The organism is Streptomyces chengmaiensis, assembly GCF_029846775.1.
In the GTDB taxonomy this organism is placed as follows: Bacteria; Actinomycetota; Actinomycetes; order Streptomycetales; family Streptomycetaceae; genus Streptomyces; species Streptomyces chengmaiensis.
The window spans coordinates 1-24,781 of sequence record NZ_JARWBG010000038.1 but is presented as its reverse complement, the minus strand read 5'-3'; the positions used below and the strand labels follow the sequence as shown (position 1 = coordinate 24,781).

Annotated in this window: 19 protein-coding genes and 1 pseudogene; 1 reads left to right on the top strand and 19 read right to left on the bottom strand. The window is 69.9% G+C overall.

The window, feature by feature from the left end; all coding sequences use genetic code 11:
- Window positions 1-202: 202 nt before the first annotated feature.
- The 18 genes from QCN29_RS26165 to QCN29_RS26080 all read right to left on the bottom strand — a co-directional run bounded on the left by QCN29_RS26165 (window position 203) and on the right by QCN29_RS26080 (window position 21,312).
- Window positions 203-604: a DUF6009 family protein gene (locus QCN29_RS26165; protein ID WP_279931224.1), complete on the bottom strand. Its 402-nt coding sequence runs from the start codon at window positions 602-604 to the stop codon at window positions 203-205.
- The gene (locus tag QCN29_RS26160) at window positions 601-2,124 is read right to left on the bottom strand and encodes a DNA primase family protein (protein WP_279931223.1); all 1,524 of its coding nucleotides are present in this window, start codon (window positions 2,122-2,124) and stop codon (window positions 601-603) included. The genes QCN29_RS26165 and QCN29_RS26160 overlap by 4 nt, the downstream gene beginning before the upstream one ends.
- Window positions 2,121-3,230 carry a bifunctional DNA primase/polymerase gene (locus QCN29_RS26155; RefSeq protein WP_279931222.1) on the bottom strand — a complete coding sequence of 370 codons (1,110 nt, stop codon included), beginning with the start codon at window positions 3,228-3,230 and terminating at the stop codon, window positions 2,121-2,123. Before QCN29_RS26155 ends, QCN29_RS26160 begins: the two co-directional genes overlap by 4 nt.
- 818 nt (window positions 3,231-4,048) lie before the next feature.
- The gene (locus QCN29_RS26150; protein WP_279931220.1) at window positions 4,049-4,993 is read right to left on the bottom strand and encodes a replication-relaxation family protein; all 945 of its coding nucleotides are present in this window, start codon (window positions 4,991-4,993) and stop codon (window positions 4,049-4,051) included.
- Between the two features lie 15 nt (window positions 4,994-5,008).
- Complete coding sequence (locus QCN29_RS26145) at window positions 5,009-7,183, bottom strand: type IV secretory system conjugative DNA transfer family protein (RefSeq protein ID WP_279931218.1); 2,175 nt, start codon at window positions 7,181-7,183, stop codon at window positions 5,009-5,011.
- Entirely contained in the window at window positions 7,180-7,647 is a 468-nt protein-coding gene (locus QCN29_RS26140) for a hypothetical protein (protein ID WP_279931217.1), read from the bottom strand. The genes QCN29_RS26145 and QCN29_RS26140 overlap by 4 nt, the downstream gene beginning before the upstream one ends.
- Before the next feature lie 242 nt (window positions 7,648-7,889).
- On the bottom strand, window positions 7,890-8,237 hold the full coding sequence (locus tag QCN29_RS26135; protein WP_279931216.1) for an SH3 domain-containing protein: 348 nt from the start codon (window positions 8,235-8,237) through the stop codon (window positions 7,890-7,892).
- Window positions 8,238-8,323: 86 nt separating this feature from the next.
- Complete coding sequence (locus tag QCN29_RS26130; RefSeq protein WP_398859997.1) at window positions 8,324-9,409, bottom strand: C40 family peptidase; 1,086 nt, start codon at window positions 9,407-9,409, stop codon at window positions 8,324-8,326.
- A gap of 62 nt (window positions 9,410-9,471) precedes the next feature.
- Window positions 9,472-11,826: a hypothetical protein gene (locus QCN29_RS26125; RefSeq protein WP_279931214.1), complete on the bottom strand. Its 2,355-nt coding sequence runs from the start codon at window positions 11,824-11,826 to the stop codon at window positions 9,472-9,474.
- Window positions 11,823-14,366, bottom strand: a complete 2,544-nt coding sequence (locus tag QCN29_RS26120) for an ATP-binding protein (protein WP_279931213.1) — start codon at window positions 14,364-14,366, stop codon at window positions 11,823-11,825. Before QCN29_RS26120 ends, QCN29_RS26125 begins: the two co-directional genes overlap by 4 nt.
- 1 nt (window position 14,367) lies before the next feature.
- Complete coding sequence (locus tag QCN29_RS26115) at window positions 14,368-14,976, bottom strand: hypothetical protein (RefSeq protein WP_279931212.1); 609 nt, start codon at window positions 14,974-14,976, stop codon at window positions 14,368-14,370.
- Window positions 14,973-15,275: a hypothetical protein gene (locus QCN29_RS26110; RefSeq protein WP_279931211.1), complete on the bottom strand. Its 303-nt coding sequence runs from the start codon at window positions 15,273-15,275 to the stop codon at window positions 14,973-14,975. Before QCN29_RS26110 ends, QCN29_RS26115 begins: the two co-directional genes overlap by 4 nt.
- Before the next feature lie 106 nt (window positions 15,276-15,381).
- Window positions 15,382-15,759: a hypothetical protein gene (locus QCN29_RS26105; protein WP_279931210.1), complete on the bottom strand. Its 378-nt coding sequence runs from the start codon at window positions 15,757-15,759 to the stop codon at window positions 15,382-15,384.
- On the bottom strand, window positions 15,756-16,934 hold the full coding sequence (locus QCN29_RS26100) for a conjugal transfer protein (protein ID WP_279931209.1): 1,179 nt from the start codon (window positions 16,932-16,934) through the stop codon (window positions 15,756-15,758). Before QCN29_RS26100 ends, QCN29_RS26105 begins: the two co-directional genes overlap by 4 nt.
- Window positions 16,931-17,197 (bottom strand): hypothetical protein, encoded by a 267-nt coding sequence (locus QCN29_RS26095; protein WP_279931208.1) that lies wholly within the window; start codon window positions 17,195-17,197, stop codon window positions 16,931-16,933. The genes QCN29_RS26100 and QCN29_RS26095 overlap by 4 nt, the downstream gene beginning before the upstream one ends.
- A gap of 54 nt (window positions 17,198-17,251) precedes the next feature.
- Entirely contained in the window at window positions 17,252-18,160 is a 909-nt protein-coding gene (locus QCN29_RS26090) for a hypothetical protein (protein WP_279931207.1), read from the bottom strand.
- Between the two features lie 492 nt (window positions 18,161-18,652).
- Window positions 18,653-20,149: a DUF2637 domain-containing protein gene (locus QCN29_RS26085; RefSeq protein ID WP_279931206.1), complete on the bottom strand. Its 1,497-nt coding sequence runs from the start codon at window positions 20,147-20,149 to the stop codon at window positions 18,653-18,655.
- 740 nt (window positions 20,150-20,889) lie between these two features.
- A complete protein-coding gene (locus tag QCN29_RS26080) occupies window positions 20,890-21,312 on the bottom strand; it encodes a GNAT family N-acetyltransferase (protein ID WP_279931204.1) in 423 nt (140 codons plus the stop codon).
- Window positions 21,313-21,507: 195 nt separating this feature from the next.
- Between QCN29_RS26080 and QCN29_RS26075 the strand changes: the two are divergent.
- A pseudogene (locus QCN29_RS26075) lies at window positions 21,508-22,748 on the top strand (IS701 family transposase); the annotation flags it as partial.
- Between the two features lie 1,657 nt (window positions 22,749-24,405).
- Here QCN29_RS26075 and QCN29_RS26070 read toward each other — a convergent pair.
- Window positions 24,406-24,681 (bottom strand): hypothetical protein, encoded by a 276-nt coding sequence (locus tag QCN29_RS26070; RefSeq protein WP_279931202.1) that lies wholly within the window; start codon window positions 24,679-24,681, stop codon window positions 24,406-24,408.
- Window positions 24,682-24,781: the final 100 nt, after the last annotated feature.

Below are 24,781 nucleotides of genomic sequence, written 5' to 3'. Positions count from 1 at the left end.
TGATCTCGCGGGCGAACTGGACTGAAAGCCTCGAACTGCAGGCGGATCACTGCCGGCCGTGGTCGGAAGATTCTTCTCGATTCTCCAACCACGGCCGGAATCAGCCTGCGGGCACCAGGAGCAATCGCCCTGCTGGCTACGGCTACAACCCGGTGGGCACCATCCCTGCGGGGACAGGAAGCAGGAATGACGACCTGACGTGCTACAACGGGAGCGTTATCCCAAGCTCCTGCATGGCCGTCGATGGGGGGCCGCCTTCGGAGCGTTCGGTCTTGCGCCCTTTAACGCCGGGGGTGAGGGTGCGCGGGTCGACGGCTTCTGCGGGGGCTCCCGTGGCGTAGAGGCCCTCCGGGGCCGTGTCACGGTCGTGGGGCAGGAGCCAAAAGACCCGGCGGCGGAAAGTGCCTGAGGCGCGGGAGGCCTTGGCCTTGGGGCCGAGGATGGCGTAGCCGACCATGCGCCCGTCGCGGAAGTAGGCCGGTTTTGCCCCGCGGGTGGGGAGGCGGTCGAGGCTCTGGCGAACGTAATCGAGCTGGGCAATGTCTTCCAGCCAGACCAGTTCGGTCTCGTGTTTGATCTCGTCGTCGCTGATCAGGGCACTCATGCCATCTCCTCGTCGGCGAGCAATCCGATGCCAGGGTAATACTTCCGCGAATTCGACAAGATCATCTCTTTCGGGGAGGACAGGCCTACAAGCTCGCGGGCACGGGCGGCAAACGCCCTGCTCGAGGCTGGCGGGGCGCCTTCGCTCAGGCACCAGGATTTGTACACGCTGTACAGGCGAGCTTGCTCGGCTCGGTAGTCGGGATGCAGCACGCAGGTCTCGTCGAAGAAGCGGCCGGTGTGGTCCTCGGTCTCGGCGTACGCAGTGGTGGCGATGCGGACCTTGCCGGGACCGGTGAGGTCCTTGTCGCCGCCGAGGTAGCGGCGTGCACCCTCAATCAGCCAGTTGAGGATGCCAGGACCTTCCTCGGCGACGAGGATGTCGGCCAAGTTGTCGATCTTCCGGTCGTCGGAGACCGTCCGCTCGAACGGGATCAGACGCATGCGGCGCCAGAACGCGAAGCCGCCGGTACCGACTTCGGGACGGTGGTTTCCGAGCAGCCAGAGCTTGTGGGTGGGTTCGAAGCTGAAGAAGTCCTGCCTCATGCGACGGGCTTTGATCCGGTCACCACCGGTCAGTAGTTTCACGCGGGCTTCGTCGAACTTGTCGCCTGGCTTGACCTCGGAGCAGACGATGACGCGTCGGCCGTGGAGCTCGGCGAGGTCAGTGGGGTGTCCTTCGTAGGGGCGGGCCATGAGGAAGCCCGGCGGGGCAGCATCGGCGTAGTCGCCGAGCAGTTTCATCAGGACGTCCAGGAGAACGGACTTGCCGTTCTTGCCCGCGCCGAAGAGGAACGGCATGACCTGGCCGCCTACATCGCCTGTAACGGAGTAGCCGAGCAGCAGCTGCAGGAAACTGATCATCTCGGCACCGTCGGCGTCGTCGCCGAAAGTGTCGGCCAAGAACCGGTTCCACCGGGGGGTCGCCATGGCGGCCGGGCCAGTGGTGGTGGAGCGGGAGTGGAAGTCCTTGTTCGGATCAGGGGTTCGCAGCAGGCCGGTGCGCAGGTCGACAAGGCCGGCCGGGGTGCACAGGGCGTAGGGGTCGGCGTCGAGGAGAGCGGCGTTGAGGACCATGCCAGGGGCTGATCTGGCCTGGGTCAGCATGGCGTTGATACCGGAGGTGCTCAGGGCGCGTCGGCGGTGTTTCTTAAGGGCCTCGGCGGTGTAGAGACCGCGGGGGTCGGTTGCCGCAATGTGTTCGCCGAGGTCGCCGGCCGCCCAGAGGACGGTGTCGTCCTCGTCCATCTGCCAGCGGGTCGTGTCCCAGCGGTACCAGCCGAGGCCGGGGACGTGCCGAAAGTCCGATGCGTAGATGCGGACGAACAGCTTGGCGTTGCCGCGGTCGGTCAGGGTGTCCGGCAACAGCCCGTGGGCCGTTGCAGCGCCGGTTCTGTTCTGGGGCTCGTGGGCGGTCTGAGCGGGTACGGGGGTAACGGACTTTGCGATGATTTGCTCGGCCATGGCCTGCGGGTCGAAGTCGAACAGCAGGTTTTCGCTACCGCCGGTCGGGCTGGTCATGGGCGGCTCCCAGAACGCAGGGGGCGTCGGGCGCCGGCGGTCATGCCGCTGCGGATGATCTGGGCCGAGTGGCGCTCCTGGCCAGGGCGGGCGAGCTCTGCGGTCTCAAGCAGGATCCGCTCGGCATCTTCCTCGGTGAGGTGACCGGCGGCTGCGAGACCACCTGCGGTGAAGGCCGCGCGGTTCAGCTTCTCGGAGAACCCGGTGCCTTCGGGAGCGGCGGCGCATGCGGCGACCTCTGCCAGGACCGTGGCAAGTGCTTTGGTGGCTGGCCCGCGGCCTCCGCCCGCTGCGATCACCGCCTGTCGTGCTCGCGCCGGCACCGGCCGGGGTGCCGGGATGTGGAGGGGAGGCAGGTGATGTGTCCGCTCCAGTTCGTGAGCCAGCCATGTGGGCAGTGGTGCCGGCATGCGGGCGGTGCCGACGGGCGTGTACGTGCCGACCGACGTGGCTGTGCCAGGAGCGATGATGTAGCCGCCATGGGCTCGGATGTCGACTTGCCAGGCCAGAGCGCGGCCGGAGCCGGTACCTGTGGAGCATTGCCAGCGGCGACCGTCGGTGGCGCGGTACCAGATGTGCAGGCCCCCTGACGGGGTGCGGACACGGAGGGTACTGGTGTCGTCAGCTGGGTTGGGCTGGGCTCGGAGAGCAGCTAGGACAGCCAGAGTGTGGAAGCCGGTGGTCATTTGAGAAACGTCGATGTCGTCCGCGATGGCGATCCCAGGAAGGAGCTTATTGCGCGCCGGTTGGACGGCGGCGTGGGCATCGACGTCAATGACGATGAGGTTTGCGGGTCCGCAGGCGACTCCGACGCCCATCTGGGGGCGGGTTGCCCACCACTCGTTGATGCGGGTCATGTCCAGGGTGGCTGCGTGGAATCCGTGGCACCAGCGGCCTGCGGTGCGGCAGATGCAGGTCTTGCGGTCATGAGCAGGGTCTCGACAGGTCTCGCAGTTTCCGGCCGGGGTCTTCCTGCCAGGGGCCAGGGGGTGGACGGGCCAGCCATGACTGGCGCACCAACGGGCGATGGCCAGCGACTCAGCGACTGAACCGGTGGAGACCTCAGTTCCTGAGTCGCTGGGGGAAACCCACAGGTCAGCAGGCATGCAGATCCCCCATCAGCGACTGAAGCGACTCAACGACAGAAACAGCCTAGCGAAAGCGTCCGCTCGGAGTGGCGAGACCTGCCGGGGAAGCGTGCTGTGTCGGGACGCTGCAGCAGCCAGCGACTGAACGTGCGGGGCAGCGACCCAATGCCGCTTCAACACTGTTAGCTGCACTCGTAAATCTGCAGGTCAGCGCCTTAGTGCCGCCGTCGCAGCGACCGAAGCGACTGAAGTCTCTTATATATGACGCATACGCGCGCACAGGTTGCTCCTCATATACCCGGACCTTCGGTCGCTTCAGTCGCTGTCCGATGGAAAAAACACCTCTCACCTGGTGCTTTACCAAGCACCTCAAGTCGCCGTGAGTCGCTGCCGTTCGGTCGCTGCGAGATGTGCCAACGACTGTCTCAGGACTTCCGAGCTACTGAAGCGACCGAAGCGACCGATGTTCCAGATCAGCCTTCAGTGCGAGAGCACGTGTGTAGGCATTCCACCGTGGGCCCTGTGTCGCTTTTGGAGCAGGAGGTCGTCTATTGTGCCGCGCCCTCCGGGCTGGTTCTCCAGCCCTCGAGGATGTGGTGGATGACCGAACGCGCGATGAGCTGGTACTCGTCACGGCCGTCTTCCTTCTGTGACAGCAGCCCGATGGGGCGCGTATGACAGTAGAGAGCAAGGAGCTCCCCGATCGGCGGAGAGAAGGGCTGGGCGATGGCGCCGAGTTCGTCGCAGGATCGGTGAGTGCCAGCGGGGGACGGGGCTGGTGCCGCGGTGCGGCCGCCGGAGCTGGGGCGGTTGAAGGCATGATGCGTCCTTTCGGTTCAGGCGGCGAGGCTGACGGGGCGCAGCCAGGCGTCGGCGAGTTCGGCTGGTCCGAGGATCGGGGTGAAGATCGGTTCGAAAGGACCGCGGTGCTGGAGCTGGCCGAGCGTGGTGACGCCGGCGCGCAGGCCGGTGGTGGTGAGCGCGGGGTCGCTGGCGGCGAGGCTGCGCAGGTCGGCGATGCGCCGGGCCAGGCGGGAGTCGGAGGCTCCGGTGAGGACCATCAGGAGACGTGGGAAGGCCGGGTAGCGGTAGCGCCAGGCTGGCGTGGTCGTGGTGCGCCTGCCTGTTTTGGTGCCTCGGCCGGCGGTTTGCTGCGGGGTGTAGTCGTAGTAGGCGGCGTAGGCGTGGAGCTTCTGTGCGAGGCGTGCGATGGTCATCTGGGTGCGGTCGACCTCGATGAAGAAGGTGAGCAGGGTCCGCTGCTTGGCCTTGGTGTCGGTGTGGACGTAGTTGAGGACGGCGTCGGGGACGAGGCTGAGTTCCTCGCCTGGGCGGGCGTCGTCGCGGTAGTAGTGGGCGGTCTCGGGTGACCAGTCGAGCGGGCCGCATTCGTGGCCGAGTCTGCGGGCCCAGTCGACGAACGCGAGGCCGGTGTCGACGGTGGCGAGGGTGTGTTCCTGCAGGGGGCCGAGGGCGGCTTCGGGGCTCATCCGGTACGGGCGCTGTGGGAGCAGCCCGACCGATTCGACGGCGTCTGCGCCCTTCTCGGTGAGCCACCACAGTAGTTCGGTCTGGCCGGACAGCCGTCGGCCGACCGTTTCGGCCAGGCCGGCTTCCCGCAGTGTGTGGAGCTGGCGCCGCAGGTACTCGGTTCGGGTGTGGTGCGGGGTGATGAGCTGGTGTAGCTGGCGGGTGGAGACCAGGCGGTGCTGGTAGAGGACCTGGGTTGCCTGCTGGGCGATCTGTCCCAGGCCGGTGGGCCCGGTGTGCGGGTACGGCATCGGAGTGCTCCTGGTTCAGTCGATGAGCGTGGTGGGGTCGCCGGCGCCGGTGGCGTCTGGGCGGCGGCCGGTGTGGTGGGCGAGCACGATGGCGTCTAGGTCCTCGAGGGCGGCGAGGATCTCGCCGACGGGCCGGCGCCGGAGGTTGGTGTCGATCGCCTGGTCCAGGTCGGGTACGCCGGCGGGGTTGTCGTAGTGGGCGAACAACTCCTCGATCGGCAGGCCGCGGACGCGGAAGGGCTTGGTCGGGGTGCCGTTCAAATTGATCGACATGACGTAGTGGTATTTCGGGAGCTCGGTGATGGTCTCCGGCGTGACGTGTCCGTTCCAGCGGCGGGCGACGAACGCGGCTTCGTCGAAGTCGGCCGCGCAGGTGGAGAGCAGGGACTGGTTCTGCAGCAGGGACTGCCGGGTGATTGCTGACAGGCGCAGCGCCATCTGGGTCATGCCGATGAAGCGGACCTCGTACTTGCGCAGCTGCTCGGCGATGGCGGCGAGGAAGCCCTTGCTGGAGGAGTCGAGAGCGGTGAGCTCGTCTCCCCAGGCCCAGAAGGTCCTGCGCTCGTCGCGCGGGGTGTCCTGGCGGGACAGGCCGGCGCGGTGCAGGTCGTGGATGAGCAGGCAGGAGACGAGGGCGTCGCTCTCGCTGCCGGACGGGCAGACGAAGACGACGCGGTTGGTGTCCATCGCCGTGCGGACGTCGTAGGCGGAGCGTGGGCTGCCGAAGAAGGCCTGCAGCGCCTGGGAGGTGTCGAGCCGGTCGATGGCGTAGGTGACCGTTGGCACGGCGTCGTTGGCGAGCTTCGGGAACGTCTTCTCCCAGTAGTCGCGCACCCGCTGCGGCAGCTTCGGGAGCAGCTGCTCGCGCCAGTCCTCATCCGTCAGCCAGCTGCGCAGCTGGAACAGGGTGCACTGGGCGTCCGGCTGGCCGGCCTGGACCGCCTGGTGGTTGAGCAGCGCCAAGGCCTGGGCGCCGCGGGCCAGGATGGTTCGGGCGCGCGGAGCGTTGTCGCCCCAGTCCTGGGCGGCGGCGATGCCTTCGGTGACCGAGCGGACGACGTCTTTCACCGCGCTGAGGGTGCGGCCCTCCATGGACAGCGGATTCCAGGACGCCACCAGCTGGTCCGGCTCGGAGTGGGCCAGGTTGATTTCCCAGACGCGTGAGGCGATGTGGGGGTGGGCCAGGTACGGCTTGGCTCGGACCCATCCCTCGCCGTGCGGGTCGAGGAACCAGGTTCCATAGCCGCTGTGGGCCATGGCGATGCACTGCACCAGCGCCGCCTCGGTCTTGCCGTGGCCGGACTTGCCCAGCTGCAGGCCGAAGAGGAGGTCTTTCACCTTGGCGGCGCCGATCCGCTCGCGGCCGTCGGAGTAGATGACGGTGCCGAGCGGTACAAGGTCGCGCTGGCCGGTGTAGACGGGCAGGTCCGACGGGGCCGGCGGGACCAGGCCGCCGGAGCGCACCACGCTGGAGGCGCGGCACTTCACGGTCGGCGGCTTGAGGAAGCCGGCAAGCTCCGGGACAGTCAGCCACTGCCGCTTGCGCGGGACGAACTCGCCGGTGACGAAGCGCCGGTCGAAGTGGGCAATCCGCCACCTGGTGCGCGGCCGCCGGGGCCGCAAGTAGTTCTCGCCGGAGGTCGCGGCGAACGCGGCGAGCAGCTGGTTCATGCGGGCCAGAGCGGCCTGCGGGTGCCCGGCCTCGGTGCGCAGCAGCAGCTGCACCGCGAAAGTCGCGCCGGCCGAGGGCTCGAACTTGCCGACTCCGTCGCGCAGGTCGGTCATGCGGGGCAGACGCTCGCCGCGGCCGCCGCTGACCGTCTTGCCGCCGGACCAGGCAGCGGTGACCGAGCCCCACACCCCTCCCCCACCGAGTCCGCCCGTCAGACGCTCGCCGTATGCGGAGGGACCGCGGCGTTTGGACTGGGCGAGCAACCGGCGGCGGCGCCGAGCGAGCTGCCGTTCACGGACGGGGACCAGGTCCAGGACGACGTCGGCGCACTCGCCGGCCTCGGTACGTACGGACGCCATGGCTGCAGCCAGCTGCTGGAGCGGATCGGGGTTGAGGCCGAGGGAGGCCAAGGGCTTCTGGTCGGCCAGGGCCAGGGTGAGCTCGGCGCGCTGCACATAGCGGCGGGCGGTCGGGCGCGGGGCGGTGGTGGGCTTGGTGAAGTCGATGGTGGCGGTCACTTCGCCCCCTCGCGCGGCGCGGGGAAGCGGACCGGCTGGATGCCCTTCTGGGCGCGGTGGGCGCGGACTTCGACCTCGGCGAAGCCGGGCATGGCCAGGACGGCGGCCGCGGTGGCGGGGCCCTCGAGGTAGCAGCGCATCTTGCCGTCTTCGGCGCTGTAGCGCAGCCGGGCAGCCGAGCCGCGGGCCGGGACGCCCTGAGCGGAATGGTGAACGCGTCCCAGCTGGCGTGCCCAGCGGCCCACTTCCCCTTCGCTTGGGTCGAAAGTGGAGGTGGGCACGACTTCCACGGTGACCCTGTCGGCGAGGGCGGACGTTACGAGACGGGCGCGCCGGAGGGCCCACCAGAGCCACACGGCCAGGGCGACCGGGGAAGCGGCCGCTATGTACGGGGCTGCGGCACTGGCCCAGGTGCTGACCTCGGCGAGGATTTCGTCGGCGGCCGGCAGGTCGGCGATGTTCATGCCAGCCGCCGAACGGTCATCCGGAGCGCTGGGGTGTCCTGCACGGTGGCCTCCTGATCGGTGCGGGGTTGAACTCCCTTCACCTGGACCAAGTCAGCCCGTGCGGCCGATTCAGACACCGACCGAGCGACTTTGCTATTCCTTTACGTATTCGGTGGGGCTGCCCGATCCGTGCTTGGTGCTGCATACGCGGAGCGCCGGGCGGGCCGTCTGCAGGCCTGCCCGGCGCTTTGGCCAATGAGTCAGTCGAGTTGCATACACGTGTGGGGCTTGAGGCCGGACTTCGCGACCCAGCCGGTGGTGCCGGCCTTCATGCCGGACTTGGACTTGAAGTCGACGCTGACCCGGTACCAGCCGCCCTTCGCCTTGTCGGCGCTGACCGAGTCGTCCGGGTAGAGCAGGCCGAGCGTCGTGTACTTGGTGCCGGGGCCGGTGCGCAGCCTCAGCGCGGACTTCGGGTAGTAGCCGCAGGAGTTGAAGTCCTGAGCAAGAGTGGTGGCCGGAGCCGGGAGCGCTTGCGCTGCTGGCGTGGAAACTGCGGGCACGGTCAGGGCCGCCACGGTCAGGGCGTATGTGATCAGTTTTCGCATAACCTGCTCAACCTGCCTTTATCCGGCGTCCGTCACGGTCGGCATTGTCCGATCACCCGCATGTGCGACCGCGGCGCCGTGTGCGCTCAGCCGACGATCCGGCGGGCCACCAGGACCTTGCCGTGTCCCTTGAGCTTGGCCACCTCCACGACGCGCCCCGGCCGTGGTGCATGCACGACGAGGCCGTCCCCGATGAACATGGACACGTGCTCCGGCCGGGAGGCGCTGCCTTCGGTGAAGACCAGGTCGCCCGGCTGCAGAGCGCCCGCTGGTACCGGCCGCCCGTCGTTGATCTGCGTGTACGTGGTGCGTGAGATCTCCACCCCGGCGATGCCGTACGCGCGTTGCATCAGGGAGGAACAGTCACATCGGTCGCGTGGGTTGGTCCCGTGGGGGTTGGTGCAGGTGCCGCCCCACTGATACGGCGTGCCGAGCTGGCCGAGGGCCCAGCGGATGGCGTTGCGGACCTGGAGAGGGGCGGTGACGGGGATCTGGTAGCCCTCGGGCAGGGTGCCCGGGGGAATGTCGCCGTAGTCGGTGCTGGCCTGGGTGACACAGCCGGCACCCAAGCCGCCGGCGAACGCGGGCGGGCCGGCGGGGCCCGCGGCCGCGCCGCCGAGCGTGGGCGCGATGGCCTGCTGCAGCGCGGTGGCCAGCGGCTCGTGCTTGGCATAGGCGTCCGGGAGACCGGACTTCTGCACCTTCTGAGCGGCAACCGTGAGCGGCATGCTCTCCCAGTCCTTGACCGACTTGAGGGCCTTGTAGAACTTCGTGGACGCGTACACCGGGTCCATGATCTGAGCGCGTGTGCCCCATCCCTGGGACGGGCGCTGCTGGAACAGGCCGAGGCTGTCGCGGTCGCCGTGGTCCAGATTGCGCAGGCCCGATTCCTGCAGGGCGGTAGCGAGCGCGATGACCTGCCCGCGGGCGGAGATCTTCGTCTGCACGCCGGTGGCGACGATGACTTTGGCGTTCGGGATCTGCTCCTTGGGTGCGGGCAGACCGGAAACCTGCACCTCGCCTGTGCTGCCGGCCAGTACGGCCTTGACCTGTTGGGAGACCTGCGCCGTGTCGACGTCCAGGCCCGCGTCACCGCCCGTGGTGCACTGCTGCTGGGCTGCTTCGGCTTGGCTCTGGCCGATGCCGACGACGTGCCCGGCGACCGCCCCCATCAGGACGATCGCCAGGACAATCACGATCACGCCGCCGGCCAGCCACTTCTTGCGCTTCTTGGTCACGCCGAGCTCCGCGGAGGCCTGCGCCGACGGGCCAGTTCCCGCTCCTCGCGGTCAGCCAGCCAGGCGTCGAACCCGCCGGCGCCGCTGGAGGACCGGCTCGGCGGCGTGGCCGCACGCTGGGTGCGGCGCTGGACAGCTCGGTGAGCCTGCACGTGACGGCGGGGACGGCTGCTCTGCCTGGCCGAGGGCGCGCTTCCGCCGGTCGAGGGCGAGCCCGATGCTGCAGCCGGGGTGCGCGGGCGGGGCGTCCGCGCGGCGGGGCCGGGGCGCCGGGGCGAGCCGGCCGGGCGGGGGGTGCCGGCCGGGCGCGGTCGGGCGGGCGGCCGCGCGGGCTGCGGCGGCTGGGCGCCCTGGGGCGGCTGCGGGCCCTGCGGCGTGGGCGGCGGAGTGCCTGGAGCTCCGGGGCTGCCAGGCTGTGGGCTGGGGCCCGGCGGGTTGCCGGGACGGGGCCTCGGGCGGCCGGCGGGCCGGGCGCGGTGCGGCCGGCCGTGCCGGCTGGCGTTGAGGCGGGATGCCAGCACGGTGGCGCCCACGGTCTGCGGCATCGAATAGGCAAGGGCTCCCAGTGGGTTGCCCTGGGCGAGGGAGACGCCGACCAGCGCGGTGCGTACGGCGCCGCGGCCGACCTTGCGGCCGATGTGCCGGTTCTTCGGGACGGTGGCGGTCGCCGGCGGCGTGAAGATGGATCCGTGTGTGCCGCCGATGCGGGCACCTGCCATCTTGGCGCGGAAGTTGGCCGCCACCTGCTTGGAACGGGCGGCGAGCTTCTTGCGCTTCTTGATTGCGCCGATGCACACGATGTCGACGACGAGGAACCGCAGGGTCAGTTCTCTGCCCCAGTCGTCCTGCACGGGGTTGAGGACCGCCTGGATGATCAGGATGAGCACGGCAAGCCCGACGACCGATACGAGCATCTGGCCCAGCCTGTGCAGGACGGAGGCGGCCCAGTCCCACAGGAACGCCCTGCCCGCGCCGGGGATGGTTCCGGCGATCAGGGCAGGCTCCCCGCGGACGGCGTCCCAGGCGATGCCGCACTGGGCGACAAGGAAGCTGCCGGCGAGCGCGGTGATCAAGATGGTGACGATGAAGGCGGCGATCAGGAGAAAGAACCCGCCGCCCAGCTTGTCGAGCGAGGCCTTCTTCGCAGCGTCGACATCGCCGGGGACGCACTTGGCTTCGAAGCGCTCCATCGGAGGGTCGCCGAAGTGGTCGACGGCCCAGCGCATGGAGATGTCCAGGCCGGCGTTGAAAGCGTCCGACGGTCCGGGAAGCCCTGCCCACGCACTCGGGCTGAGGTAGTCGGCGTAGGCGCTGTACTTCTTGACCTTGTTGGTCCTCGAGTGGACAGCGCGGTCGAAGGCCAGCTGCTTGAGGCGGGTGTCGGCGTACTCGGTGGCGCATTCGCCTTCGAAGACGCGGCCGTACTGCAGGAGCATGGCCGGCTTGACGATGAAGGCGTCGGTCAGCGCGTCGGTGAGTGGCCGGGACAGGGTCGTTCCGGTGGCCGGGGTGGTGACGCCGTCGTTCTTCTCGGGGGTGGCCGGGTTGGCGTCGAGGATGACGTCGGCGACCTCCAGGGCCAGCCCGCGGGTGACGGCGATGGCCCCGGTCTCCTCCCCCAGCAGGGTCTGCGGCGGGGACGCCAGCAGCGTGACGGTCAGGGCGGACAGCAGGAGCGATAGGGCGGCGTCGCCCCAGCCGCGGGCCTTGTCGCCGAAGAAGATGCGTGCGACGCAGATGAGGGCGCACACGGCGAGGAACAGCGTCGGCAGGCCCATTTCCAAGATGACGCGGGCGTGCAGGGAGTTGGCGACCGACAGCACGGGGACGAGCAGCAGCTTGGCCAAGCCGAAGGACAGCGCCCAGGCGATGAGCCAGCAGCAGAACGCGATCACCCACTTGGTGACCATGAAGCAGAGTTCAGTGAGCAGGTTCTGGATGCCCAGGTCCCAGTCGAGCACGCCGCCGGTGTCCGACTTGACGGTGTAGACGCTGATGGGCAGCCCGCTGGCGTCGGTGACGTTGAAGACGCCCAGCACGCCGCCCTCGTCGGGCAGCAGCTTGCGCAGGCGCTCCTTCTCCGCTTCGAGCATCGCCGCCTGCTGGGCCTTGCTGAGCCGCTCGCCCTGCTCCTTGAGGAGCTGCTCGATCTCCGCCATCTCCTCTGGCGTGGGCGTGCGCTGCCCCGGGGCGGCCGGCGTGCTGGGCGCGGGGGTGGGCTCGGCGTGCGCGGGCAGGGAGGTGAGCAGGGTGAGGGTGGTGGCGGCGATGGCTGCGAAGAGCAGCGCCAAGCGCAGCCGCGCGGAGCCCAGCGCGCGCAGCCGCATCCGGAAGTTGAGGATGCGTGTCATGCAGCGGCCCGGTAGTCGCTGGGTGTGGTGTGGATGACGCGCTTGACGGCTTCGTCTTCGGGGATGAGGACCTTCATGAGGCCGATGCGGCCGGCCAGGTCGCGGTAGAGGCACTCACCGGCGCGGGCGAGCTTTTCTTCGTCGGGCAGATCGAGCGGGGACAGACCTGCGGTGACCAGGTCGAGCAGCTCGGCGTCGGTGGCGTCCACGCCGAGGAACTCCAGCCCCCGGGAGGCCAGGGGGCGGGTGGTCTGGCGGAACAGGAGCCGGTGCGGGATCAGTCCGCGGATGATGGCGCCCTTCTCCGAGTCGGCCGGGCCGATGTCGTCCGGGTCGTGGCTGCCGACGTAGGCGGCGGCGTTGTGCTTGCGGCCGTCGCGCATGAGCTCCAGGAGCAGCTCCAGGCCCTCGTCGCTGGAGGTGAGCCACCAGCATTCGTCGAAGACGGCGACGCCGAACTCGTGTCTGTGCCGCATGACGGTTTCGCGGGCCACGGCGGCGATCAGGTACATCAGCGAGCGGCCGAGCACCTTTTCGAACTCCAGGCGCTCAATGCGGTGCTCGCTTGCCAGTTCGCTCTTCTTGGGCAGGGCGAGGGAGCTGACGAGGAACACGACGCTGTCGGCTCGGGCGGTGTCGACGATGGGCAGGCGCTCGTCGAAGACGACCGCGGCGAGGTCCTTGCGGGCGACGGCCTTGAGCTTGCGGCCGAGGTTGCGGGCCGGTGCGTCGTGTTCGCCGCGGCGGGTGAGCTCGTCCATGAGCGCGGCCATGGACGGCTCGGGCCGCTCCAGGACGGCCTGGACGGCCTCGGACAGTGCGACGCCTTCCAGGTCCATGGGCTTGACGCCGAGCAGCAGGGTCAGAAAGGACTCGCAGAACCGGGCGGCGACCTTGGGGCTGTCCTTGACGTACAGGCGCAGCGGGTCGAGGGAGACTTCGGCGCTCTGGTCGATGCGGATGATCTGGGTGGTGCCGGGGCAGGCCTTGGCGAAGCGGGCCCATTCCTCTTCCTTGGTGCGGTCGACGATGACGGCGCGGCCGCGGGAGCCGGGCTTGCCGGGCTGGTGGCCGCGGGCCAGGACGTTGTAGACGGCGGACTTCAGCCCGACGGATTTGCCGGCGCCGAGCTCGCCGATGAACGCCATCGACGCGGAGGCGTTCTCGCGGGGCCCGCGGGCGGGGTCGACCATGACGGGCCGGGCGCCGCCGGAGGCGAGCTGCAGGCCGAACAGTCCGCCGCGCTCATCCCCCAAGGCGCTGCCGCACCAGGGCATGGCCATCGCGAAGTCGCGGGCGAGCAGGTACTGGGCGTACCCGGTCATCACCCTGGGGGTGCGGCAGCCCGGCAGCATGGCGTGCCACAGGTTGGCCTGCTCCCCCACCGGCCGGCTGAAGGTGTAGTCGGTGGCGCCGAAATCACTGGCGAGGGCGGCGGCGCGGTCCTGAGCGTCGTCGGCGGTGGCGCCCCACACGGCGAGGGTGACCATGGCGCGGATCTCGACCTCGCGGGCGGAGGCGGTGAGCCGGTCCCGGTATTCGTCGTTGTCGGCCTCGTTCTTCGCCAGCGCGGCAGGCGGGCCGGCCGGGTCGCCCTGGTACTCCGCAGCCTGCGCCTTCAGGTGCCGGGCCCGCTTGCGGGTCTTGGCCTCGGCCTTGGAGCCGGGGGTGATGACCAAGCGGGCCGTCCAGTCGACCGGATAGGCCAGATCGTCCAGCTGCTGCAGGTAGGCCGCACCGGGCAGAGCGAAGGCCTCCGGCATCTCGGACAGGGCGAGCATGGCCTGGTAGGAGTCGCCCCACTCGGAGGAGACCTGCAGGAAGCGGCGCTCGAAGGGGTTGCCGGGCACACCTCTGCGATCGGTGAAGTCGGCGCCGCCCTCGGCGAGCAGGACCTCCCCGAGCGCGGCGACACTGCGGCCGCGGCCACGCACGCCGGGCTCGGTACCGTCAGGCAGGAACGGCTCCGCCAGGCCCCGGCGGGCGCTGTGCCCGTAGATCCACAGAATCTCTGCCTCAGTCGCCGGCCGCATCGTCACGCCCGTGGGCCACGCCGCGTGCATCCGCGTGGCCTGCTCCGTGCGCTGCTCGATCTCGTCGGTGGTGATGGGCGCGGGCATCAGCCCGAGCTGCAGCGCGACTTCGGCCTTGGCCGCGGAGAAGGCGGACAGGGCCGCGTCCTTGCGGGAGGTCGGCGGCAGCGGGATCGCGAGCCAGTCGGTGCGGCCGGTGAGCTCCATGGTCTCGAGTTGGTCCAGGACCGCCTGGCCGAGCCGTTCGTAGCGCGGCGACTTCTTCAGGTCGACGTCGGCGACCATGGCGCGGACCACGGCGATCGGGTCGACCTGGGGGCACAGCGACATCAGCATCGGCTCGCCCGTCAGCGACTTGAAGAGCGACTCGAGGGCCTTCAGGCGACGCTTCTTCGCGGTCGCCGGCGCGTGGGAGTAGTTGGCGGCGGCCACGCGCCAGATCGCCCAGGTGGTGCCGTGGGTGGTGAAGACGAGGTTGTTCGCGACGTGCCGGATCGGCAGGCGCATCTCAATCCTCCTTGGGTGCGGATGCGGTGCGGCGGCCCAGCAGGGCCTGCACGCCGGACGCCACGGGGGCACCTGTAGCGGCACCGGTGGCGGGCGGGACCGCGGCGGGTCGGGCGGCGGGTGGTGCGATGGCGGGTGTTGGCCGCACCGCGGTGGCGGCAGGGGCCGGGCGCTCGCCGGAGGGGGTGAGGGTGATGCGGGCGTCACGGCGGGTGGGGCGGGCGGGCCGGTAGGGCCGACCGTGCAGCCGGCCCCACTGGGGGCCGGTCAGCATCGTCATGACGCTGACCAGAGCGGCGGCGGGGTTGCGGCCGTCGATGTGCAGGTGCCGCAACAAGAAGGCGGCCGTAAACGGCAGGCCGAGCAGCAGCACCGCGTCCAGGAACCCGTGTCCGCCCCAGACGGCGCGGGTGAGGATAAGCACCACGAAGGTGGTCACGATCGCCGCGAGTTGGGTGAGCGTGTACGGGCCGCCCGGCAGGCGGATCCCGCGGCCGCCGTTGACGTCGCGGATGACGCCGTGGACCAGCGGGGCGCGGCGGGCCTTGGTGTAGCAGCGTCCGATCAGCTCGCGGTCGGCCTCGGCGGCGTCGACCAGGTTGGTGGTCACATGTCACCCGGCCCAGTGAGCTGTCCGCCGGCTCCGCCGTTGCCGCCGTCGTACTGGGTGATGTCCTCGGTGGTCTTGTCCTTGAGGGTGTCCATGTTCGCGGAGCCGCCCCAGACGATCGCCGCGAAGATCACGGCCATGATCGTCGGCCCGGGCGCCTTGGTCTTGAAGCCGACGATGACGACGAACGCGCCGCACAGGACGGGGATGGCGACGTTGAAGATCAGGTCCTTGATGTCGTTGCCGAGTCCGGTGCCGGTCTGGATCCAGCCGGCGGCGAGGATGACGGTGTCGTGCACAGGTCTTCTCCTTGTCAGGGCGTGGGGGTGGGGGTCTGTTTTGAAAGGCGACAGCAGCGCGGGCAGACCAGCGCTGTTGACGCCGTGTCGGCCGTCGGCGCGGGGGCTATCGGGCAGTCCTGCGCAGGCGCACGGCCGCCGTGATGCCGACTGCGACCGGTACGAGCAGCAGCGCCCGTCCCGGAGTGATCCCGGCGTGGTCGCCCGTCACCGGCGAGGCGACGCGTGTGCCGCTCGTGAGGCAGTAGTCGCGAGCCGGGCCCACGATCAGGGCGCAGGCGTCGCTGCCCTCGGCGCGAGACGGGGCCTGTTGCGTGCGGGAGGGGTGGCTGGCGGCGAGGGCGTGTCCGGTTTCGGGCCACCAGGCGTCCGGCACGCCGGTGCATGCCAGGAGCATGGTGCCGATGGCGGCGGCGCAGACGGTGAACCAGCCCAGGGCGCCTGTCACGCGCTGGGCCAGGGGGCGGGCGAATGTGTGACTCATGGCTGGCTCCCCTGGGTGGCGGCTGTCTTGGTTCGGTCGGCCGAGGCGGGCTCAGTGGTGGCGGGGATGGGGCTGGGTGTGGACAGCGGCACGCTGGAGGCGGCGGGCGCTGCTGGGCCCGCGGGGGCGGGGGCGCCGTCGAGGCTTGCGATCTCCCACCGGCCAGCCCGGGCCTTGAGCGTGAGGGCGTAGGTGAGCGGGACGCGGACCTCGTCGCGACCGGTGGCGCGCAGCGCGACCAGCAGCCGGAGCGTGGTGCCGTCGCCGGGCACCGTCATCACCGGCTCGCTGCCCCTCTCGCCCTCGATGGCGAGGGTGTCGACAGCGATGCCGGTGTACGGAGCGGGGGCGATGGCGGTGAGCGTGGTGCCGGGGGCGAGGTAGCGGTCGAGCTCGCCGGTGCCGGTGAGGTAGGCGCTCAGGAACTCGGTGACGGCCTGCGTGCGCGGGTCGGCTGGCAGGGCCGGCCGCATCGGGCCGTAGACGAGTGCGGGGGCTTTGATCCGTTCCGGGGCGGCTACTTCGGCCGGCATCGCGAGGGCGGTGTAGCCGCTCGCGCCGCCGGCCGTGGGGGCGGTGGCGACGGGTGCCTGGAAGTACCGCACGGCGCGGGCGGCCGTGGCCTTCGCGTCGCCTTTGTCGTCGGTCCGGTCGCCCGCCGACGGCTTCGCGGGCTTGGTGTCGGTGACGCGGGCGGCCACCGTGACCGACCAGACGCCGCGGTCGGTCTGCCGCAGCCGTACGACGGTGAGCTGCTCGCCGCGGCGCCGTCCCGGATCGCCTTCGAGGCGAAGGCCGGTGGCGTCCGGGTAGTAGGCGGCGAGCTTGGCCTGGTCGCCCTCCCCCGCCTCGATGAAGGCGGCGACGAAGAGCTGCGCGAAGCCAGCCGCACCCTGGGCTCCGGTCGTGGCCGGTGCCGCCTGGGCGGGCTTGTTCTGCGACGGGCCGGCCTGCGCAGGCGCCGACAGGTACGCGGCAGCTCCCAGCAGCGGGCCGAGGATGAGCAGCCCCCAGGCCGTCCAGCGGATCGCGGCTGACATGTTCGCCTGGGCGCCGGTCGACCAGCCGGCCACATCCTGCGGCCCCTCGTCGATGTCCCAGTCCTGCGGCTCGACTTCATCGGGCCGTGTGGCCGCGCCCTTCGGGGGGCGGCGGGTCCATGCGGACATCTTCATGCCGCACCTCCGGCGGGAAGCAGGTTGTGGCCGGCCAGCTCGGCGACGCGACGGCGCAGTTCGGACTCGGGGCGACGCTGCAGCGCCTGCAGGGAGGCGAGGACGTCGTCGGCGTCGTCGGCGAGGAAGGCCCGAAGCTGGTCGTGGGTGCGGGTGTCGAAGGGCTGGGAGACCAGGGCGGCGCCCAGCTGGATGAGCAGACGCTGGGCGCGGGCGACGCGCTCCTCGTCGGCGTCCAAAGGCGCCTTGGCGGTCTGGGGCATGCGGAACTCCTGTCGTGGCAGCGGGCGGACGATGGCCGGGGGAGGCAGGTGGGGTCATGCCGCGCACCTCAGCTGGAGCGCGGCCGTCAGTCGGGCCACGGCACGCGAGCGGCGGCGCTGCCAGGCACCGGCCGTGGTGCCGGCGCGGGCGGCGGCCTCGGTGTCCGGCACGGCGGCGGTGTAGTGCCAGGCAATGGCGCGACCGTCTGCGAGGGAGAGGGCGCCGGCGTCCATCGCGTCCAGAACCAGCTCGAGCAGCTCCAGGCGGGCGCTCGTCGCCTCGGCCTCATACGCCGGCCCGGCGGGGGTCAGGCCGGCGGTCGCGGCAGCGGTGCGGACCTCGGCTGCCTCGGCCATCCGCCTCGGTCCCGGCGTCCGGTCGGGCAGGTCCTCGGCGGCGGCCAGGTCCTCGGCGCGGACTTCGCGGTCGGCGGCGAGTTCGGCGCAGACGTAACGCAGCGTGTCCAGCGCGAGGTTCGCGGCAGGCCGGCCGGGCCGGGTGTGGATCCGGCCCGAGCGCGCCACCTCGAAGAGAGCGGCCACCGTCATGTGGCCGATGTCGTCGAAGGATCGGCCGCCGAAGGGGCGGACCTGGCCGCGGGTGATGCGGACGGCGGCCGGGATCATCGCCTGGACGATGATGCGGGCGGCGAGGGTGGCCGATCGGTCATGGCCGGCCGCACGACGCAGCAGGGCACGCAGGACGGCATCGGTCAGCTCGTCGGTCAGGCGACCGCTGGCGGGCCGGAGCGCGGCGAGCAGCTGCGCGGGGCCCAGGGTGCGCACCCAGGAATCGGCCACGCCGTCGGTCACGGCTGCGACGTCGTCGGCCAGCCGATCGGCCACCAGCCAGTCGGCCACGGCGGCCTGAATGTCGGCGTCTGCGCACAGCGCTGCCCACTCCGCATCCAGGCGGTGAAAGATCCCGCCGGCGGTGCGGGCGGGGTGCTGTACGTCGAGCACGGCACGTCTCCTTTCGGATCTCGTGCCGTGAACTCTCCTCAGACCGGCTTGCCCGAAGGCTTGCCCAACTACCCAAGAGTGCAGGTGGCAGGCTTGCCCATGCGCTGGGCAAGCCTCCTGGGACCGATTGGGCAAGCCAGTCAGGGGGGTGGGCAAGCCTGCCTGACCGGTCGATGCAACCCTCGGCAAGCCTCCGTGGGAGGTGGACAAACCTGCGGCCCGGCGCACTGGAACCCCACGCGGGGCCGACGATCGGGCAGGGGCGAGGGGTGACCGATGCGCGGCGGATCGGTCATGACCGATGGCCGATGAGGCCTGGATCGGTCACCGGTCACGGTCGCCCTGGACCGGTCACAGTGCCGTCGGTCATCGGTCACGGGTGTCGGTCACGCACCATCGGTTGCACACCCATCGGTCACGGCCGACGGGGAGCGGACATGACGGTGGCTGACGACTGCTCGGTCATCGGCCACTCGTTGAAGGTCGGTCGGTTTAGGGGTTGACCGACCGCAGGTGCGCGCGGCCTTGCCGCTGGCGCTTCTCCTCGAGGTGCTCGGCAGCGGCGTTCACGCGCCTCTGCCCGGTCTTCGGCGACAGCCCGAGTCGGCGGGCGACCTCCGCGCCGGAGAGCTTCTGCCCGGCTTCCTCGGCCTCGACCAGCCACCCGGCGACCATCACGATCTGCTGTTGAATGGGGTCCAGTTCAGGCTCGTCAGTCTGCTGCTTGGGCAGCCGCGCAGTGGCCGCTCCGGCGCCAGTGACGGTGGATTCCCAGACGGTCGGCTCACTGGAAGGCTCCGACGGCAGCCGTGGGGAGGGGAGGTCCAGTGACGTCTGCTCTGGCACTCCCCCACCGGCCCGGTGCTCGTCGACCGCCGCGGAGGTGGGTGCCGCTACCGGCTCACGTGTGGACGGCTCGTCGACCAACGGGGCCGCAGGCGCGGTGAAGGGCTGCGGCGTGGGCAGCTCAAAGAACGTACGGGGCTCGGCGACGGCCTGGCGCTCGACCAACTCGTCCCGGTCCGGGAGGAAGCCGGCGTCGTCGGCCACGGCCGACCGATCACCAGTCAGATCTAGCGTGGCAGGCCAGCGATCGGTCACCGGCTCCCCCGCGGCCTGACCGGCGTCCACGACGTCCTGCGGCACAGCCGCAGGATCGTTCTCCAACAGCTGCTCCTCGGCCTGGTTCTCCTGGTGCCTGGCAGCTTCACTCTGGCCGGCGTCCAGCGCCAGCTGGTGCTCGTCGGCTGCACGTTCGGCCGCCACCTGGATATCGACGCGTTCCACCGTCAGTGCGGCGGTCAGATCCAGGCCGGCCTCTTCCAGGACGTGAGGGGCGGTTTCGGCGAGCGGCACACCATACCGGGCCAGCCGCAGCGGCATCAGCGCCTCCACTGGCGCCTTGCGGCGCCAGCGACGCCCGTACTGGGACTGCAGCTGCGCCTCGTAGACGAGCCGGTGCTGCTCCAGCTGCACGGCCTGCTCGTAGGAGCGGATCTCCCACAGCTTCATCCGCCGCCACAGCAGGAACGTAGGCAGGGGTGAGAGCAGCCAGCGGGTGAGCCGCACACCCTCCATGTGCTTGTCGGCGGTGATGTCGGCGATCCGGCCCACGGCGTGGCGCGCCGCCTCGACCGCCACCACGAACAGCACGGGGATGACAGCGTGCATACCGACGCCGAGCGGGTCAGGCCAGGCGGCCGCGCCGTTGAACGCGATCGTCGCCGCTGTCAGTAGCCAAGCCGTCTGGCGCAGCAGAGGGAAGGGGATACGGATCCAAGTCAGCAGGAGATCCAGCGCCAGCAGAACGCAGATTCCGGCGTCGATGCCGATGGGGAAGAAGTACGAGAAGTCGCCGAACCCCTTCTGGGCAGCGAGCTCGCGCACAGCGGCGTACGAACCAGCGAAGCCGATTCCGGCGATGATGACGGCACCGGCGACCACCACCCCGATCAGCAGTCGGTGTGCGCGAGTCAGCCGCGGCTTCACAGATGCGTTCCTCTCCCCCGCTGTAATGGACGATGGCTCGGGCACGGAGTCCAGACTCCCCTGAGGATCTAGCCTTGCATGGTGCGGGTCTCTGCCTCAGCCTTCTGCACAGACGAAGTCCCCTGTTCGGCGCGATCAGTCCTCTGTAGGGAGTTTGGCCAGCGTGTTGCGGTCCTCGGCTGACATGCGCGGAAGGGGGTTGAGAGCCCGGTGGCGCTGTGCCACGGCAGCGTCGGGGCTGCATCCGGCTCGGCGGTGAGGGCAGCCGCTGGGGCCGAGCTGCCAGTCGGCGTCGACTTATTACGCCGTTATCACTGTCTTCGGCCCGCATCCGGGCACCCGGGGCGGTGACTACGTCGCTTCGCCTGGCAGAGAGTGCTCCCCCCTCCCCCGTTGCTGATTACGCCGCTGTCGCTCTGACCGGAAGGCAGTTCCGCTCCGCTCAGACGAACTTGAACAGGCCGCTACGCGGCAGCCACCTCGACGAGGACCGCTCCCTTGCCTCCCCGGGCTCAAGCGCCAGCTGCTCGGCCTTGGGTCAACGCCTGCGTGATACCTCTCCCCCAGCTTGGACCTATCACGCCGTGATAGTTGTCTATTCAACAGGAGGACGAGGTCTGGCCATCTCATCACATGCCACTGATGCCACGGTCACTGAACGCCTCACGGAACCTGTGCCAGACCCGATTAGCCAGCTGTACTTGTGATCCTGCCGGGCACTGCAGACGTTGGCGGGACCTTCACGTAAGCGGTCTGACCCAGCGGCTCCACTGGTCCTCGGCGTGGTAACCGGCGGCGCGCCAGGCGTGCTGACCGAGTTTGTTGTGGTCCAGGACCATGGCATCGGCCCGGCGGCCGCCGAGTGTCACGAAGCGTTCGTGGGCGGCGGCGAGCAGTGCGGCGGCGATGCCCTGTCGGCGCTGATCCGGGTCGACAGCCAGCCGGTACAGGTGGCAGCGCCAGCCGTCGTAGCCGGCGATGACCGTGCCGACGATTGCTCCGTCCCGTTCGGCCACCAGCAGGGCGTCTGGGTCACGGGTGAGGAGGCGGGTGACGCCGTCCGCGTCGTCGGTGATGCTGGCACCCTCGGCCGACCGAGCCCAGAAGGCCAACACGATCGGGACCTCGGCGATACTCGCGGTACGGATCTTGATCTTGTCCACCAGGGTGGTATAACAGCAGCGACACCGGCCAAGCAGAGAATTTCGGCTGTCGGACACCGACTTCACGACGACACCTCATACAGAAGTGGCTGCGGTCACCGGTGATCATCGTGAGGTGTGTGGACTGACGATGAAGCGGTGGCCGCAGGTCACAGCGTAGTGCCGGCCCAGTGGCAGGCGATGTTCGAGAGCCTGATCGGCCGGATCGCGGGTCGCTTCGCTGGGGCCGAACCGCGGCTTTGGACAAGGCAGTTGGTGCTCGGCTTGGTGGCGGACCTGCCGCACAAGAACTGCTGGACGCTTGCCGAGCACACCGGGGACGCCACCCCGCACGGGCTGCAGCACCTGCTGGGGCGGGCCAAGTGGGACGCCGACCTTGTAGGGGATGACCTGCGCGAATTCGTGCTGGAGCATCTGGCCGACGACCAGGGCGTGCTGGTGGTCGACGAGACCGTGACCTGAAGAACGGCACCCACACGGTGGGCGTGCAGCGCCAGTACACCGGCACCGCCGGGAGGATCGAGAACGCCCAGGTCGCCGTCTACCTCACCTATACCTCCCGCCACGGATACGCCGCCATCGACCGAGCCCTCCATCTGCCCAAGTCCTGGACCACCGACCCGGACCGCTGCCGACAGGCCGCCGTTCCCGACGGGGTCGGCTTCGCTACCAAGCCGCAGCTCGCTCAGCAGATGATCGAACGGGCCCTGGACGCCGGGGCCCCGGCCACCTGGGCGACCGGCGACGAGGTCTACGGCGACAACCCGAAACTCCGCACCGCCCTGGAGAAACGACAGCTCGGCTACGTGCTCGCCGTCTCCATGACCCACCGCCTACCCACCCTGGCCGGACCCCAGCGTGCCGCCCACCTCGCCAAACGCATCCCACGCCATGCCTGGCAGAAGCTGTCCGCCGGGACGGGTGCGAAAGGCCACCGCTGGTACGACTGGGCACAGGTCGTCCTCACCGCAGACGACCTGGCGGGCCACCAGCACCTACTGGTCCGCCGCAATCGCAGCACTGGCGAATTCGCCTACTACCGCTGCTACTCACCCCGCCCGGTGCCACTGTCCATCCTGGTCAAAGTCGCCGACAGCCGTTGGACTGTGGAGGAGAGGCTCCAAAGCTCCAAAACCCTCGCCGGACTGGACGGGCGCCAGATCCGCCGCTGGGACTCCTGGCACCGATGGGTCACCCTGGCTCTGCTCGCCCACGCGATCCTCGCCGTCACCGCAGCCATCGAACGCCGCCACCAGGCCCCGGCCGACGAAGGGACCAGCCCTGACGGACTCATACCGCTCGCTTGCAACGAAATCCAGCGCCTGTTCACCGCCCTGCTTGCGCAGCCCGCCCATGACCTCGCCCACCGACTGCGCTGGTCTACCTGGCGCCGACGGCACCAAGCCCGCGCCCGCCGCAGTGACTACCACCGCCAGAACACCACCATGAAGATCGCATCTACGGCTGGAGCACTAGAGAAGCTGGATTTTCACGGCGTGATACCTCTCCCCCAGCGTGGATCTATCACGCCGTGATAGTTGCCCATTCAACAGTGGGTGGGTTCGGGCTGCGGCAGGTCGGTGTTCCGCCTTGGCGGAAGAGTTCGCTGTGTCATGGGGCTGCCCGTCAGGGGTGAGCGCTATGCGCTGTCGCTGTGCTGCCAGGGGCTGTCGTCGCCTCCCGACTCAACTCCCCAGGAGGGAGGCGGTTCAGTCCACCCGGCTGTCGGGGTCCATGCCGTCATGGCTAGGGCGCTCTGTTGCCCGGCGGGCACGGCGCGGTGGGTAAGGCGTGCGGCCCCTGCCGATAGACGTGATGGGGGAGTGGCCGCGTGCACTCGCTGGACCCTGGGGGGCAGATGCCTCATGGAGAAACGGCAGCATGCCCCTCTCCAGAAGCGCGTCGAGCCAGGCCTGCTTGGCCTGGAACACTGCATCGGATCGCTCAGTTGCACCAGGCGTCCTGGGAGAAGAGGACCTCATGTGCCTGCGCGCAGTGCGCGTACGAGCGACTGCGGTGATCGCAACGACGGACGTCGCCATCGCCGCCATCACCCAGCCGCTGGCGCGGAAGGCTGTGGCGGCCGTGCCGCTGGTTCCGAGCGTGGGCAGAACAAGCAGGGCCGCCACCACCGTAGCGGTGAGCAGCAGGTACAGGAGTCTGCCGTTGTTTCGAGGCGAGCTGGGTTGAGGGGCGGCTGGGGGCTGAGTGACGCGGTTGGCGTCGTCACGGACATCGACGTAGTGCGCGTATTCGGCTGCGGCAGCGGCCGTGATGAGGGGGGTGGCGTCAAGCGCCATGACACGCAGCTGTTCGCGGGAGAGCTGAGCAGTGCCGTCCGCGTCTGGCTTGGGGAGAGTCAGGTGCAGGGCCCTGTCGAGGAGCCGCTCATAGTCGGGGCGGTCCTGCGGCTGCAGGTGCGGGGCCGTATCGGGGAAGGCTCGGCGCCGGCTTCCCTCTATGCGCATCTCTGTCGGCGAGAAGACTCGGATGCCGTGTGTGTCGGCACGTCTAGGCGCAGGAGCCTGTGCGGTTCGGATCGAGGGCGCCGTCTGGGCTGGCGGGCGGGTGGGGGAGTGGACTGCGTGGATGCCCAGGACGGAGATCAGCAGCCGCCGTCCCAGAGGGAACCGTCGCTGGTGTGAGACTGAGGCGCGGACGTCTGCCGTCTGGTGGGAACCGAGGATTGCTGCGCTGATGCGTCGGCTGAGGGTCGGGCTCACGGTGTCGTTTCTCCCTCGCCGGTGGACTGTCGGCGGGGGAGCGGCCGAGCTGCCCGGTGATGGCCGAAGTCGTGGGCGCTGTGTGTCTCTTGGGTGTGTGCCAGCCTCATGGCAGACGGCGCATCGACACTGGATTCCGCAGGGGGAGCAGGCGCTGTCCGGGGTGCAGGTTGGGCCTCCCTGCGCACGGTGGCTTCGGCGGGCTGCGCGATGGCGGTTTGGCTGTGTGGGGGCTGATCTGCTTCGGTGGTGGGGGCCGCGGTGACGGCCTCTTGGACGACGTCGGGCTGGGCTGGCGATGTGTCGGCCACGGCATCGCTCACTGACTGGATGCGGCCCAGCTGGGTGAGGATCACGGGCGCTGAGATGCCTACGACGATCGTTGCGTAGGCGCCGTGGATCTGGCCTGTGGTGCCGAACAGCACGGCGGCGCCGGCACCAGGGCGCTATGGACCGCGGCGGCGATCGGGTCGGCGACGGGGTCGAAGTATTCAGCGAAGCGGGGTGGCGACTCGCCCTGTTGGTCTGGCGTGTGGCGATGAGCGCTGCGGGCGGCTTGCCAGGACTGGAACCGGTTGTAGACATCGATGAGTCCGCGCAGCGCGCCGCCTGCTGCGCCCAGCAGGATGAGCGTCGGCACGTCCACAGGTTCTCCGTAAGTTGTTAGGTGGCCCGGGAGGGCCGGATGTGGCTGACGGGTTCTTGCCGACCGTGGCTTCCCAGGAGTGGCCGTCCGGCTCTCTCCG